This is a genomic window from Methanomassiliicoccus luminyensis B10, from assembly GCF_000308215.1.
In the GTDB taxonomy this organism is placed as follows: Archaea; Thermoplasmatota; Thermoplasmata; order Methanomassiliicoccales; family Methanomassiliicoccaceae; genus Methanomassiliicoccus; species Methanomassiliicoccus luminyensis.
The window spans coordinates 1-13,130 of the sequence record NZ_CAJE01000005.1 but is presented as its reverse complement, the minus strand read 5'-3'; the positions used below and the strand labels follow the sequence as shown (position 1 = coordinate 13,130).

15 protein-coding genes and 1 rRNA gene are annotated in these 13,130 nt (G+C 62.7%); 12 read left to right on the top strand and 4 right to left on the bottom strand.

The annotated features are described in order from the left end of the window. Nucleotides 1-22: 22 nt before the first annotated feature. The gene (pyrB, locus tag WYS_RS01610; protein WP_026068695.1) at nt 23-955 is read left to right on the top strand and encodes an aspartate carbamoyltransferase; all 933 of its coding nucleotides are present in this window, start codon (nt 23-25) and stop codon (nt 953-955) included. Further along, on the top strand, nt 952-1,407 hold the full coding sequence (pyrI, locus tag WYS_RS01605; protein WP_019176408.1) for an aspartate carbamoyltransferase regulatory subunit: 456 nt from the start codon (nt 952-954) through the stop codon (nt 1,405-1,407). Before pyrB ends, pyrI begins: the two co-directional genes overlap by 4 nt. A gap of 2 nt (nt 1,408-1,409) precedes the next feature. On the opposite strand, the gene WYS_RS01600 is transcribed toward pyrI, so the two are convergent. After that, nucleotides 1,410-1,799: a roadblock/LC7 domain-containing protein gene (locus tag WYS_RS01600; protein WP_162137674.1), complete on the bottom strand. Its 390-nt coding sequence runs from the start codon at nt 1,797-1,799 to the stop codon at nt 1,410-1,412. Between the two features lie 168 nt (nt 1,800-1,967). Between WYS_RS01600 and WYS_RS01595 the strand changes: the two genes are divergently transcribed. Both WYS_RS01595 and WYS_RS01590 read left to right on the top strand, forming a co-directional pair. Continuing rightward, entirely contained in the window at nt 1,968-2,507 is a 540-nt protein-coding gene (locus WYS_RS01595) for an AAA family ATPase (RefSeq protein ID WP_019176406.1), read from the top strand. After that, on the top strand, nt 2,501-2,800 hold the full coding sequence (locus WYS_RS01590) for a hypothetical protein (protein WP_019176405.1): 300 nt from the start codon (nt 2,501-2,503) through the stop codon (nt 2,798-2,800). The genes WYS_RS01595 and WYS_RS01590 overlap by 7 nt, the downstream gene beginning before the upstream one ends. On the opposite strand, the gene WYS_RS13945 is transcribed toward WYS_RS01590, so the two are convergent. Next, a complete protein-coding gene (locus WYS_RS13945) occupies nt 2,749-3,138 on the bottom strand; it encodes a hypothetical protein (RefSeq protein ID WP_019176404.1) in 390 nt (129 codons plus the stop codon). The two genes, WYS_RS01590 and WYS_RS13945, sit on opposite strands and share 52 nt — an antisense overlap. 334 nt (nt 3,139-3,472) lie before the next feature. On the opposite strand from WYS_RS13945, the gene WYS_RS01575 reads away from it, so the two are divergent. From WYS_RS01575 to WYS_RS01540, 7 genes are all read left to right on the top strand, one after another. After that, a complete protein-coding gene (locus WYS_RS01575) occupies nt 3,473-4,201 on the top strand; it encodes a DUF92 domain-containing protein (RefSeq protein ID WP_019176402.1) in 729 nt (242 codons plus the stop codon). Nucleotides 4,202-4,269: 68 nt separating this feature from the next. Then, nucleotides 4,270-4,390 (top strand): 5S ribosomal RNA (rrf, locus tag WYS_RS01570). A 234-nt stretch (nt 4,391-4,624) separates the two neighbouring features. After that, nucleotides 4,625-6,145, top strand: coding sequence for a leucine-rich repeat protein (locus WYS_RS01565; protein WP_081579767.1), 1,521 nt, complete (start codon nt 4,625-4,627; stop codon nt 6,143-6,145). Between the two features lie 169 nt (nt 6,146-6,314). After that, entirely contained in the window at nt 6,315-7,163 is an 849-nt protein-coding gene (locus tag WYS_RS01555; RefSeq protein WP_147654508.1) for a zinc ribbon domain-containing protein, read from the top strand. 105 nt (nt 7,164-7,268) lie between these two features. Beyond that, nucleotides 7,269-8,045 carry an isopentenyl phosphate kinase gene (locus WYS_RS01550; RefSeq protein ID WP_238540771.1) on the top strand — a complete coding sequence of 259 codons (777 nt, stop codon included), beginning with the start codon at nt 7,269-7,271 and terminating at the stop codon, nt 8,043-8,045. Then, nucleotides 8,042-9,118 carry a type 2 isopentenyl-diphosphate Delta-isomerase gene (gene fni / locus WYS_RS01545; RefSeq protein WP_019176397.1) on the top strand — a complete coding sequence of 359 codons (1,077 nt, stop codon included), beginning with the start codon at nt 8,042-8,044 and terminating at the stop codon, nt 9,116-9,118. The genes WYS_RS01550 and fni overlap by 4 nt, the downstream gene beginning before the upstream one ends. After that, the gene (locus WYS_RS01540; RefSeq protein WP_019176396.1) at nt 9,106-10,104 is read left to right on the top strand and encodes a polyprenyl synthetase family protein; all 999 of its coding nucleotides are present in this window, start codon (nt 9,106-9,108) and stop codon (nt 10,102-10,104) included. Before fni ends, WYS_RS01540 begins: the two co-directional genes overlap by 13 nt. A 65-nt stretch (nt 10,105-10,169) precedes the next feature. Here the strand turns inward: WYS_RS01540 and radB are convergent, their stop codons facing one another. Both radB and WYS_RS01530 read right to left on the bottom strand, forming a co-directional pair. After that, the gene (gene radB / locus WYS_RS01535) at nt 10,170-10,838 is read right to left on the bottom strand and encodes a DNA repair and recombination protein RadB (protein ID WP_019176395.1); all 669 of its coding nucleotides are present in this window, start codon (nt 10,836-10,838) and stop codon (nt 10,170-10,172) included. Between the two features lie 36 nt (nt 10,839-10,874). Next, the gene (locus WYS_RS01530) at nt 10,875-12,188 is read right to left on the bottom strand and encodes an MFS transporter (RefSeq protein WP_019176394.1); all 1,314 of its coding nucleotides are present in this window, start codon (nt 12,186-12,188) and stop codon (nt 10,875-10,877) included. A 99-nt stretch (nt 12,189-12,287) separates the two neighbouring features. On the opposite strand from WYS_RS01530, the gene WYS_RS13940 reads away from it, so the two are divergent. Then, nucleotides 12,288-13,130: DEAD/DEAH box helicase family protein (locus WYS_RS13940; protein ID WP_162137673.1), on the top strand; the 843-nt coding region annotated here is incomplete at its 3' end.

Here is a 13,130-nt window from a genome sequence, read left to right as displayed (position 1 = left end):
TGGTCATTCTCAATTGACCGCCATGAGCTTCAAGGGCATGGACATAGTTTCTATCCGCGATCTTTCAAGGGAGCAGATCGAACAGGTGCTGGACCTCGCACAGAAGATGGTCCCGTACGCCAAGGGCGAGAAGACCACCAAGGCACTGGACGGGCGCATCCTGGCCAACCTGTTCTTCGAGCCATCCACCAGGACCAGGCTCTCCTTCGAGAGTGCCATGGTGCGTATGGGGGGGAGGTTCATAGAGATCGCCCAGCCCCAGAGCTGCTCCACCGTCAAGGGAGAGACGCTGGCGGACACCATACGCATGGTGGAGGGCTATGCCGACGCCATCGTGCTACGCCACCCTCACGAGGGAGCGGCGAGGCTGGCGGCCCACTTCTCGGAGAAGCCGGTCATCAACGCCGGGGACGGCGCGGGGCAGCACCCCACCCAGACCCTGCTGGACCTCTTCACCATCAAGCAGCAGAGCGGGAGCATCGCAGGAAAGAAGGTAGTGCTGGTCGGGGACCTAAAATACGGCCGCACCGCCCACTCCCTGGCCGAAGCGCTGGCGATGTTCGGGGCCGACCTGACGTTCGTGGCCCCGCCCATCCTGCAGATGCCCAAGGAGACGGCCAAGGAGCTGGAGAAGCAGGGCATCAAGGCCCGCCTGTGCTCCAAGCTCGACGACGTCATCGCCGACGCCGACGTGCTGTACGTCACCAGGATACAGCGGGAAAGGTTCCCCGACCCCTCGGAGTACGCCAAGGTGGCGGGCAGCTACCGCATCGACAATGCCCTGCTGAGGGAGGCCAAGAAGGACCTGGTGATCATGCACCCCCTGCCCAGGGTGGACGAGATCGCTCCCGAGGTCGACCATACCGAGAACGCGAAATACTTCGTTCAGGCGTTCAACGGGGTGCCGGTGAGAATGGCGCTCCTCAACATGGTGCTGGGAGGAGAGCTGCAATGAAGGACTTCAGAGTGACCCCGATCAGGAACGGTACGGTCATCGACCACATCGACCCCGGCATGGCCCTCAAGGTGCTACGGATCATCAGGGTGAACGAGAACGTTCAGTCGACCGTGTCGGTGCTCATGCACGTTCCGTCGAAGAAGGAGGGTTGGAAGGACGTGGTCAAGGTAGAGGACCGCGAGCTCGACCCCAAGGAGGTGGACAAGATCTCCCTCATCGCGCCCAAGGCGACGATCAACATCATCCGCGACTTCAACGTAGCCGAGAAATACACGGTCAAAATGCCCGAGGTGGTGAAGGGCATCGTCCATTGCGACAATCCCAACTGCATCACCAACAAGGGCGAGCCGGTAGAGACGGAGTTCGTGGTGGAGTCGAAGAGGCCAGTGATCATCCGCTGCCTCTATTGCGACCGCATCCAGGAGAACTTCGCCGACCGGCTGGCGTGAAGTCAGCGCAGCCAGGACATGTCCGCCTTGGTCCTGGAGACCACCTTTTCCATGCTCTCCAAGATCGCGGAGTCCTCGGTGTCCCGGTCCGCCGAGGCCACCAGGAGCAGACTGGGAGACAGCTCGGTTATGAACAGCTTGGTGTTGTGGAACGCTGCCATCAGGTAGTCGATGCCGTCCTTGAACACATCGTTCTTGGTGGCCTCGGCGGCAGAGTACATGATCGCGGACATCGCAGAGAACGTCTCCGTCCTCGACGGAGAGGCGGCCTTCCCCGCCACCAGCAGGCCGCTCTTGGAAACAATGGAAACGCTCTGGACGGTCTTCCCCTGGGGGAACTCCCCGTAGATTATCTCCTCCAATGCGCTCTCCACCGACTTAGCGTCCTGCAAAATCATGCCTCCCATACACGCCCTTCACGGTTAGTCCCGAGATACTATGCTGAGCAGATGCGATATATCATTATCGGCCGCCAGAGGATGGGACCGCCCTGACCTGGCCCCCATTATGATAAGCTACATAAGGGGAGAGGGATTAACGGCTGGCGGGGCGGAACGACAATGCCATCCAAGGTGTACGTGCTGACCGGGATGCCCGGAGCGGGCAAGGAGGAGTTCGTCCAGGTGGCCCTGGACAGAGGGTGCTCGGTGGTCCGCATGGGCGACGTGGTGCGCTCCGAGGCCGGGAAGCGCGGCATCGAGATGGACGATCGCGGAGTGGGCGGGTTCGCCAGCTCGGAGAGGGAGGTCCACGGTCCCGGGATATGGGCCAGCCGTTGCGTTCCCCTGCTGGGCGACGGTTGCGCAGTGATAGACGGCTCCCGGAGCACGGCGGAGATGGGCGTGTTCAGGAGGGAGCTCGGCGACCAGGTCCGCCTGATCGCGGTTCACACCTCCCCGCGCCTGCGGTTCGAGCGCCTCCAGAAAAGGGGGCGCTATGACGCCCCCGGGAGCCTGGAGGAGTTTGAGGCAAGGGACACCCGGGAGCTCGGGTGGGGGCTCGGCTCGCTCATAGCCCTGGCCGATGTCATGCTCGTGAACGAAGGCGCCCTGGAGGAGTTCCGGGCCCTGGCGGCGAAGGAGCTGGACCGGCCATGGTGAAGTTCAAAGTAGTACGCCTGTGCAAGCAGGAGGCCATGTCCATAGCGCCCTCGGAGATAGTGCGCTTCGATCTGGAGAAGGCGGCCGGGCTGCTGTCCGCGAGCGGCTACTCGGTGGAGACGAAGGAGGTCATGGTCGTCGCCAGGAAGGACGGCGGCGAGGTCACCTTCTACCGCAACGGAAGGATGCTGATCTCGCAGGTGGGATCGAAAGAACAGGCTAAGGAGATCGCTGAGGCCATCTACGCAGCGGTGGAAGGCTCGCGGGAAGGCTCCCCGCTCAGCAGCTCCTGAGGGATGTTTCGGATGGTCCCCCTCTCAAGGTCCTGGGGGGTGAAGTCCTTGCGATCCTCGGTCCCGTCCCTGAACACCACGCTCAGGGACAGCCTGTCGTCCTCCAGGGACATCTCCACCGAGCGCAGGTTGGATATGTACATCGCCTCCCGCTTGTCCACGCCCGCACGCCTGATGATCGCGCTCTCCTCCATCTCCTTGATGAGGCGGTAGCAACGGGAGAGGGATAGGTGGCAGGCCTTGGCGATATCCTTTACCGACCTTGGCCGAACGTCGGTTGCCGAAAGGATTCGCCTGCGGTCTATATCGCAGGTCAGTTGCGCGATGTCAAAGTACATTTTTCCCATCCTGGAAAAGCCACGTGTAGATGCATATAAAGCGGTTGGTCTCAGATTATCTTTTATGATTTCAATGAGTACCCCCACCTCCGTCCAGTTCGACGGGCGGCTTAGAATCATTTCTACAAATATCATTCCATATGATAAATTATATAAAAACAATGAATACTCGACCAGACAGATAGGGGGCGGGATCTCGATGAGGGACGTTCTGCTGCTCCACCGCGGCAGTTAATAATGCTGCCTTGAACAAGTGGATGGCCCCGCAGTGGGTCGGGAGGGGACGATAAATTGCTGCACTATTATTATATGAACCGTACCCATTCGACCACCTATGTTCAGCTGGGAGGGCCTGGCCATCATCTTGGCCTTGTGCAGCATCCTTTCCGTGCTGTCGTATCGCTTTGGTCTTCTGACCTCCAGCGGCGCGATGGCATCCTTCGCGGTGGGGATGTTGATAGGTGTCCTAGGCTCCATAGAGTGGCTTTTCCTCCTCATCGTGTTCACTTTCCTCGGCTTCTTTGTTACCAAGTTCCGAATGCAGGTGAAGCAGAAGAAGGGGCTGCAGGAGGGGCGGAGGGGCGAAAGGACCTACAAGAACGTCCTGGCCAACGGCCTCGTCCCTGCCCTGGTGGCGATCGTGTCCTTCGCGTACGGCGAGCAGGACTCCATGCTGGCCAACATCGCGTACATCTCCGCGGTGGCGGTGGCCGCCTCTGACACCACTGCCAGCGAGCTCGGCGTTCTCGACCCCGACGTGCGGCTAATAACCACATGGGAGCGCGTTCCCCCCGGCACTGACGGCGGCATCTCCATCCAAGGGACCTTCTGGTGCATAGTAGCCTCCGTCTTTGCCTCGGGCATCGGCTGGCTGGTGGTGTATCAGCGCATCCTCGATCCCCTGTTGATCATACCCATCGCGATGGGCGTGTTCGGCTGCATGGCCGACAGCGTCATCGGAGCGACCCTGGAGAGAAAGCATGTGGTGACCAAGCTGGGGACCAACATCCTGTCCATGGTCGCGGGCACCCTGCTGGCCGCCGCGATCTACCTGGCCCTGTGACCTTCCCATCTATCTGTATGGGGAGGTTGGAAAAGGGTTATATATAACAAGTTCTTTCGAGGATTTGGTGTGACGGCCACAGCGGCGGGGATACACCCGGTCCCATTCGAACCCGGAAGTTAAGCCCGCCCGCGTTTCGTGCTGTACTGCGGTGCGCGAGCCCGCGGGAACCACGAGACGCTGTCAGCCACTTTTTACATTCTCGCTGTTCAGCGCACAGTACGCAAAGGTAAGCATTTCCTTCGAGCCATCCCTGGTACGCCCGTTCTGGTCGCCCTCCCGCCCCAGCAGTCTTGCGGCCATTCCCTCAGCGATCCGGCCTTGCTACGGCATTGGATGACTTTTCTGTCAAGAATATCGCAACCATAATATACGGCCGGGTTCAAATTTTTCATCCGAATAAATTAAGTTGGAGGTTCGAGAATGAGGAAGAACATATTGACATTAGCGTTAGCTATGGCGATCCTTTTTTCCGCGACCGTAGCCGCCACGGTGCCTATCGGCACGGTGTCCGCCCTCGAGTACGGGGCCTTCGAATACGAAGTGGTGAACGACGGTGCCGAGGTCAACATCACGGGGTACAACGGCCCGGGCGGGGCCATATCGATACCGGCTAAGATCAACGGGCTGCCGGTCACCGGAATAGGGAACAACTCGTTCTTCAGCGAGTTCGCCATCACTTCCGTGACGATACCGGGCAGTGTCAGGACCGTCGGCATCCAGGCGTTCGCGCAGTGCACCGCTCTGGCCTCCGTGACCATCGGCGACGGGGTCGAGGAGATCGGGAGCTGGGCGTTCTACCGGACCAATCTTACCTCCGTGACCATACCCAAGAGCGTGGTCAGCGTGGGAGGCGGAGCGTTCGCCTACTGCTCGCTCCTGACCGCCATAAACGTCGATAACGTCAATCCCGTCTACAACAGCGTCAACGGCGTGCTGTACAACGAGGACAACACCCGGCTCATGATGTACCCGGGAGGGAGGGCAGGAGCGTTCACGGTGCCCAACGGCATCACTGCCATCAATGGCTACGCTTTCTTCGGCTCCACCGGCCTCACCTCTCTGGTGATGCCCAGCAGCATCCTCGCCGTCTACGACAACGCCACCGGCAGCTGCCCCAACCTGATGACGGTCATCTTCAAGGGCGACGCGCCGGACGATGAGTACATGATCGGCACCTGGGCCGCCAACCACAATCCCGGGCTCATCGCATACTACTACGAAGGCGCCGCCGGCTTCACCCCCGTGTGGAAGGGAGTGACCACATCCGTGCTGGGAGCGACCGCCACAGCCCCCAACGCCCTCGTGGCGATCCCGGGCGACGGGGTGGTGACCCTGATATGGAGCGCTCCCAGCCACCCAGGCAGCCCTGCTGTCGAGGAGTATGTCTTGTACGTTGACGGCGCGGAGCGCCAGACCGTCGCTTCCACCAGCCTGACGGTGACCGGGCTCAGCAATGACCAGGAGTACTCGTTCAGCGTCGCGGCCCGCAACACCGCTGGCATCGGGCAGAAGTCCAGTACCGCCACCGCCACCCCGCTGGAAGGTCTTCCTGACGTGGCCGCCCCGACCGTGATCGTTCGTTCCCCCGAGGGGACCGGCGCCGTCATCGGCAGCGCGATCAGCGTCACCTTCTCCGAGGCCATGGACCAGGGCTCCTTCAGCATGGTCGTCAGCGGCGTCGACGGGCAGATATCTTGGAGTGGCAACACCGCCAAGTTCATCCCGTCCTCGGAGCTGGCCTACGGCACCACCTACACCGTGACGGTAAGCGGGAAGGATGTCGCCGGCAACTCACTGGCGGCAACGAGCTGGTCCTTCACCACCGCGGAGGAGACCGCCGGCAAGGCCGACACCCCGGACAACGCCATACTATACATGGGGATAGTGGCCATCGTGGCCCTTGCGGCCGTAGGGGCGTTCTTCCTGCGCAGGAAGAAGTGATCCCGAACGAGGGGGACCTCCCCCTCCTTTCCTTTTATTCCAACCCCAACATCACCCACGGCCAATCCCTCCCGGATGAGCTGCCGGGGCCTCACTACCGGATAGTGTATCTGTAAGAGAAATCGTTTTATCGATACCACGGGGTCTACCTTTCATCCAGGTGTGGAAGATGGACATTGTGGACAACTTTATCCTGATCGTCGCGGTGGCGCTGATAATCGTGCTGGTCGGATGGCTGGAGATCCGCCATATGAAAAAGCGGAGGAAGGACCAGGTGGATGTTGGCATCATCAGGGATGATGCGTACAACGCCGTGGCCACCATCAAGGCGGTGGCCTCGTCCCTGCGCGACAACGGTCGCGAGGTCATGGAGGCGGAGATGATCATCTACCGCGCCGAGAGCGCCTATGAGAGCGGCAACTATGCGGAGTGCAAGGAGTTCGCTGACCAGGCCAGATCGTCCCTCCTCAGGAGCAAGTCCAAGAACGACCTCGCGGACATGTCCGAACCGCCCGCCCCCACCACGGTAGAGAAGCTGAGCACCGAGGTGCCGGCCAACATGACGAAGAAGATGCCGGCGAACTACCTGGAGTCCAAGTTCATCATCGAGACCGCGGATGGAATGGTCCAGGCCGCCGGCGAGGAGGCCAGGACCGAGGCGGAGCTGCTCTGCCAGGAGGCCAAGGGGGCCTTCGAGGCCGGCGACTACACTGCGGCGCTGAGGTCGGCCATGAGGGCGAAGAGAGCCATCGAGGGAAGCGCCGGGAAGCAGAAGGGGAGGGCTTTCGCGAACGCTGAGGTCCTCGTCCTGCCCAAGAAGAAGGAAGAAAGACCGGCAGAGGAGGCCGCAGCCGAGGTGACAAAGTGCGAGAACTGCGGCGCGGCGGTGGGGCCCGAGGACGGGTTCTGCTTCGCCTGCGGCAAGAGACAGGGCCCGAAGGTCTGCCCGTCCTGCTCCAAGGAAGTGGCCGAGGACGACGCGTTCTGCCGAAAGTGCGGGACCAGGATAGAGGTGTGAGACATCCGTCTCGCCGCCCCATCTACGACGGCCGCCGTCCCGCGCCTCCAACACACTCGTATAGGTTTTTATATCAACCGCCTCATGTTCCCGCCGTTGTCCATGATGCTGGTCAAATTGGGCGGAAGCGTGATCACCGAGAAGGGCAGCTACCGCACCCTGCGCGCCGACGCGCTCTCTCGATTGGCCCAGGAGATCAAGGCCTCCGGCGCGGCCGTCATGATAGTGCACGGCGCTGGCTCGTACGGGCACATCGTCGCCGCGAGGCACCAGCTCCAGAAAGGATACTCGAACCCCTCCCAGATCAAGGGGGCGGCCCAGGTGATGGAGGACGTGCGCGCCCTGAACCTGGAGGTGGTGTCCCGCCTCAACCGGGCCGGGGTCGCCTCGGTCTCCCTCCCCCCCAGCGCCGTCGCCGAACTCAGCGGCGGCGCGCTCTCCGGGCTCGACCTGGACCGGTTCGGGAGGTACAATGATCTAGGCATCGTGCCTGTGACCTTCGGGGACGTCGCCCTAGATTCGAAGCGGAAGTTCGGCATATGCTCGGGGGACCAGCTCATGGAATCGCTGGCCGAGCGGTTCAGGCCGGAAAGGATCATATTCGTCACCGACGTGGACGGCGTGTTCACGGCGGACCCCCATTCCGACCCCCGGGCCAGCCTGATCGAGAACGTGGACCGGGCGGCCTTGGATGCTCTCCCCCGCTCCCAGCGGAACGCCGACGTCACCGGCAGCATCTTCGGCAAGATCGAGGTCATGATGAGGATCGCCTCCCACGGGGGCGATGCCGTGGCCATCAACGGGCTAGCGCCCGGCCGCCTGGAGGCGGCCCTGAGGGGCCAAAGGGTTATTGGCTCGAAGGTCGTGGGCGGTGCGGAATGAAAAAGATAGAGAAGAGGAAGGCGGACCACATCCAGGCCACCCTGGAAGGGGATGTCGCGTCATCGCACAATTATTGGGACGACATCAAGCTGGTCCACGACGCCCTGCCGGAGGTGGACCTGGACGAGATCGATACCTCCGCGATAGTGCTGGGCAAGAAGCTCTCCGCCCCGCTCATGGTCACCGCCATCACCGGCGGCTATTCAGAGGCCGAGAAGATCAACCGCAACCTGGCGGAAGCATGCGCGGAGCTGAGGATCGGCCTGGGCATAGGGAGCCAGAGGGCCGCCCTGGAAAAGGGGGACCGGAAGAGCTACGCTATCATCAAGGACTATGACGTCCCGCTCAAGGTCGGCAACATCGGGGCGCCCCAGCTCATCGCCCAGAAGAACAAGAGGGCCTTCGGGGCGGAGGATGCCAGAAAGGCCATGGACATGATCGGGGCGGACGTCGTGGCGGTCCATTTCAACTTCCTTCAAGAGGTTGCCCAGCCCGAGGGCGACACCAGGGCCAAGGGGTGCTACGACGCCATAAGGTCCCTGGCGAGGGAGGTCCCCATCATGGTGAAGGAGACCGGGGCGGGCATATCGAGGGACGTGGCAATGCGCCTCAAGGGCATCGGGATCAGGGGACTGGACATCTCCGGCACCGGAGGCACCAGCTTCTCTAAGGTGGAGGCGGTAAGGTCCCGGGCCATGGGGGACCAGAGGTGCTCCGCCATCGGCGAGACCTTCGGGGAATGGGGGATACCCGCGCCCGTTTCGGTGATGTGGGCGAACGTGGGGCTGCCGATCATAGCCAGCGGAGGCGTCGTCGACGGCCTCCAGGCGGCCAAGAGCATCGTGGTGGGGGCGCAGTGCGCCGGCACCGCCAGGGCGGTGCTGAAGGAGGCCCTGGTCTCGTCCAAGGCGGTGGAGGACAAGCTCCGCCTCATGCTCGACGAGCTCAGGGCGGCGATGTTCCTGACGGGGTCAGCTAACGTCAACGAGCTGGCGTCCAAGGATTTCATTTTGACCGGGGCCGCTCGGGAGTGGGCCTCGTGCATCAAGGAGGGTCAACAATGGATGTTCTGAAGGAGATCTCAAAGCGCGCGAAGGAAGTGGACGGGGCGGTCATGTCCTACCTCCAGGAAGGCGATGTACCGAAGCTCATGGAAGCGGTGAAGCACTATCCCGCCGCCGGGGGAAAGAGGCTGCGGCCGGTACTGGCGATCGCGGTCGCCAACGCGGTCAGCGGGGCAGGTAAGAAGGCCATGCCGTTCGGCTGCTCCCTGGAGATAATCCACAACTTCACCCTGGTCCACGATGATGTCATGGACAACGACCCCGTGCGGCGCGGACGGCCAGCGGTGCACGTCCTCTTCGACATGCCCACCGCCATCATCGCCGGCGATGCCCAATTCGCCCGTGCCTTCGAGGTGCTGACCGAGACCGACGTCCCGCCCCAGCACGTCAAGCGGCTGTTCAGGATCACCGCCAACACGGTGTGGCTGATCGCCGAGGGCCAGCAGGAGGACATGGACTTCGAGCACATGCCCGCCGCGGACCTCGCCATCGATGACTACATGCGCATGATCCACAAGAAGACCGCCGTGCTGTTCGAGTGTGCCGCCGAGGGCGGCACCCTCATCGCCGGCGGCACCGAGAAGCAGGTCGCCGCCATGAAGGAGTACGCCCGCCTCCTGGGCCTGGGGTTCCAGATCCATGACGATGTTCTCGCCCTCACCAGCAGCGAGGAGGTGCTGGGGAAGCCCGTGGGCAGCGACATCCGGAACGGCAAGAGGACCCTCATAGTGCTCCATGCCCTGCATTCCCTTGACGCGTCGGATCCCCGCCGCAGGACCCTGGAGAAGGCGCTCGGCAACGACGGCGCGACCCCTGAAGAGATCAAGGCGGCCATCAGGGCGCTGGATGACAGCGGCAGCATCGAGTACGCCAAGAAACTGGCGCTCGACTACGCCGCCCAGGCCAGGAAGGAGCTGGATGTCCTCGAGGAGAGCGAGGACAAGGAGTTCCTGAAGGGGCTCATCGACTTCGCCGTCGGCAGCAGGAAGACCTGACGGGCTCGCCCGGTCAGCGCGAAAGGGGCGTCCCGCGGCCGATCCCGTGGGGCCTCCTGCCCAAACTAACAGGTGATTCCTTCGAGGGTGAACTTGAAGTCCGCCACCAGGCCCTCGGGCAGGGAGCGGTGCTTCATCAGCACGGCCCTGCGCACGCCGGTGGACACGCGGTCCAGCCGGATGATGACCTTGGAGTTGTGGTGCAGGGCATGCCCTCCCAGGGCCTCATAGGTCCCGGTCTCCACGTCGGTGTACACCTGAGACGTCACCAGGATGGGCAGGTTCTTCTCCCTGGCGATGTTGGTCAGCTTGGTGGACTGCCCCGCCAGCGATTTCCTCTCGCCCCGGTCCTCCTCCCGGGAGGTGAGTCGATAGTGCATGCTGATGGAGTCGATGATTATCATGCCCACGTCCACGTTGCTCTGGGCCAGCTTGATGGCCTTGTCCACCATCCGCTCCTGCTCGTCAAAGCTGCTGATCGACGAGAACAGGATGTTCTTGGCCACCGCCTCGTAATCCGCCCCCACCACTTGGCGCAGGCGGCTCATGGACACTCCCTCGGTATCAAGATAGATGACCTTCTTGCCGCTCCTGGCCACATCCCTCGCCAGCAGGAGGCACAGGGTGGTCTTTCCCGTCCCCGCCTCCCCATAAAGAAGAGTGACGCATCCGGCCTCCACGCCCCCGTCCAACATGTCGTCGAGGTTCTTGCAGCCGAACGGCAACTTGTCCATATCCTGAAAGAAGGGGTTCAATTATGATAATCTTTCTTATTCCTTCTCGTCCGGCGTTTCGGGCAGGGGGCACACCACCGGCACCTCGTACACTCTAAATCGAAGTATGACCAGTCCGCTGGCTATCATCATCACGGTCATCAACGGGAGCGCGGAATCGTACGAACCGGTGTATGCGGCAAGGACACCGAAGATTATCGGCCCCAGGGCCCCGGCGCCGTTGGAGAAGCCGTTCACTATCCCGGTAGCCGAGCAAGTGAGCCGGTTAACGCAGCAGCCCTGCAGCAGGGTGGTGATGTTCGGGCTCAGCAAGGCGAGGAAGAAGAACAGGCCGCCCAGGGAGACCAGCGTCTCCCACCTGCCGTGAATGAAGTTCACTATCACGATCATGACCGCGCCGGCGAAGGAGAATGCGGCGGTGACCGTGGAGCGCCGCCCCACCCGGTCGCTGATCCACGAGCCGACCAGCAGGCCGACGATGTACCCGACGTACGGCAGCGCGGCGGCCCAAACCAGCTCGCTGGTCGTGAACCCCCTGGCCAGGACCAGGAAGGTAGGCAGCCACAGCGATATGCCCCAGAACACCAGGACCTCCAGGGTCTGCGACAGCGTCAGGGTGAAGATGCCCTTGATCCTCAGCGATTCCTTGAGATTGTCCCGGGTGAGCCGGAGGTTGTCCCTCAGGGTCTTCTTCTCGCAGTCCGGGGGGCCCTCCGGGCTGTCCTTGAGCAGGAAGAAGATGGGCACCAGAATGGCGAACCCCAGAAGGGATAGGACCACGAACATTATGTTCCAGCTGGTGACCATGATGAGCGGCAGGAGCAGGAGCGGGGACAGGAGGTTGGCGAAGGCGATGGAGCTGTAATAGATGGAGTTCATCCGCGACCTCTTCTCCGGCGGGAACCACGCCTGGGTGACGCTGCTGGCGGACGGGAACGCGATGCCTTGCGACAGGCCGAGCAGCACGCGCAGCAGGACGAACACCGAGAAGTACACCCCGATGATGCCGGTGAGGAGCGTGAACACCGACCAAACCGACACCGCCACCAGCAGGCTCTTTCTCGGACCGTAGCAGTCCACCAGCGGGCTGATGAAGATGTTGGACAGCCCGTACCCCACCAAGAATATGCCCAGCAGCACGCCGCCCAGGCCGCCCAGCTGTTCCTGGTCCCACTGGAAGGTTTCCGCGACGTACGGCATCGCGACCGACAGGGAGACCCTGGTGAGATAGGCGGACAGAACGGTGAGGAACAGGATGATGGCGATGATCGCCTCATAGCGCCGGCGCCCGCCAACGTTCAGCTCCATCGTCCACATTCCTGCCAATCCGTCGTTTATCTCCTTTTGCATGGGGGGTCCGGGCCTCCCGGCACCCCCGGATGTAGGCTGCGGTTAGTGCAAGCGATTGCCAATGCACCGGCGCATAGGCGGGCCATGGAGTCATCTGATGTGCATATTAGTCCGGGGGGCAGGGCCGGCGGCCTGTTCCCCCATTCGACCATCCGCGAAGGGCAGGAGCGTTTCCTCGAGGATGCCCGCATGTGCCTGAGCCAACGAACGCATCTGCTGGCGTACGCGCCCACCGGGCTGGGCAAGACCGCCGTCTCCCTCACCGCGGCGGTGGAGACGGTCCTCCCGTCCAACGGGACGGTGCTGTTCCTCACCCCCCGCCAGAGCCAGCATGCCATCGCCGTGGACACCCTGCGGGCGATCTGGCGCAAGCAGAGGATCGGGGCGGTGGACCTCATCGGCAGGGACGACATGTGCCTGGCCAGGAAGGACGGCCGCGCCCCCTGCGCCAAGGGGCAGGCCTGCTACTTCGCCCCCGCCCCCGTGGACGAAGCGGCCGGGACGCTGCTGGAGTACCCCCTGCATGCCCAGGAGTCCATGCGCTCCTGCCTGAGGGCGGGGGTGTGCCCGTACCACGCCGCCCTCAGGGCCGCGGGCAAGGCCACCGTGATCGTGGCCGACTACAACCAGATGTTCTCCCGGTCCGCCGACCTCCTGGACCGCCTGGGGCGCCCGGGGAAGGACGCGGTCCTGGTGATCGACGAGGCCCACAACCTTCCCGCCAGAACGATGGAGAACTTCTCGGCATCCTTGGCGGCCCGGGACCTCGACCTGGCGCTCTCATTCCCCGGCCTCCGGCACTTCACTCAGGACCTGGAGCTGCTGAGAGATCGGGCCGCTGAGCTGATGGAAGGGAGGAGCGAGAACATCTCCACCGAGGACATCGACGGTCCGCTGAAGAGCAACTGCGGGGTCGACTCCTCCGGCCTGGCGGAGGAGATG

What these genes read in the sequence shown, in the direction of transcription:
- WYS_RS01595 (WP_019176406.1), top strand. Translation starts at nt 1,968, where the DNA reads ATGCCATCCAAGGTGTACGTGCTGACCGGGATGCCCGGAGCGGGCAAG.
- pyrI (WP_019176408.1), top strand. Translation starts at nt 952, where the DNA reads ATGAAGGACTTCAGAGTGACCCCGATCAGGAACGGTACGGTCATCGAC.
- WYS_RS01575 (WP_019176402.1), top strand. Translation starts at nt 3,473, where the DNA reads ATGTTCAGCTGGGAGGGCCTGGCCATCATCTTGGCCTTGTGCAGCATC.
- WYS_RS01590 (WP_019176405.1), top strand. Translation starts at nt 2,501, where the DNA reads ATGGTGAAGTTCAAAGTAGTACGCCTGTGCAAGCAGGAGGCCATGTCC.
- WYS_RS01565 (WP_081579767.1), top strand. Translation starts at nt 4,625, where the DNA reads ATGAGGAAGAACATATTGACATTAGCGTTAGCTATGGCGATCCTTTTT.
- WYS_RS01550 (WP_238540771.1), top strand. Translation starts at nt 7,269, where the DNA reads ATGCTGGTCAAATTGGGCGGAAGCGTGATCACCGAGAAGGGCAGCTAC.
- radB (WP_019176395.1), bottom strand. Translation starts at nt 10,838, where the DNA reads ATGGACAAGTTGCCGTTCGGCTGCAAGAACCTCGACGACATGTTGGAC.
- WYS_RS13945 (WP_019176404.1), bottom strand. Translation starts at nt 3,138, where the DNA reads ATGTACTTTGACATCGCGCAACTGACCTGCGATATAGACCGCAGGCGA.
- WYS_RS01540 (WP_019176396.1), top strand. Translation starts at nt 9,106, where the DNA reads ATGGATGTTCTGAAGGAGATCTCAAAGCGCGCGAAGGAAGTGGACGGG.
- WYS_RS01530 (WP_019176394.1), bottom strand. Translation starts at nt 12,188, where the DNA reads ATGCAAAAGGAGATAAACGACGGATTGGCAGGAATGTGGACGATGGAG.
- WYS_RS01555 (WP_147654508.1), top strand. Translation starts at nt 6,315, where the DNA reads ATGGACATTGTGGACAACTTTATCCTGATCGTCGCGGTGGCGCTGATA.
- pyrB (WP_026068695.1), top strand. Translation starts at nt 23, where the DNA reads ATGAGCTTCAAGGGCATGGACATAGTTTCTATCCGCGATCTTTCAAGG.
- fni (WP_019176397.1), top strand. Translation starts at nt 8,042, where the DNA reads ATGAAAAAGATAGAGAAGAGGAAGGCGGACCACATCCAGGCCACCCTG.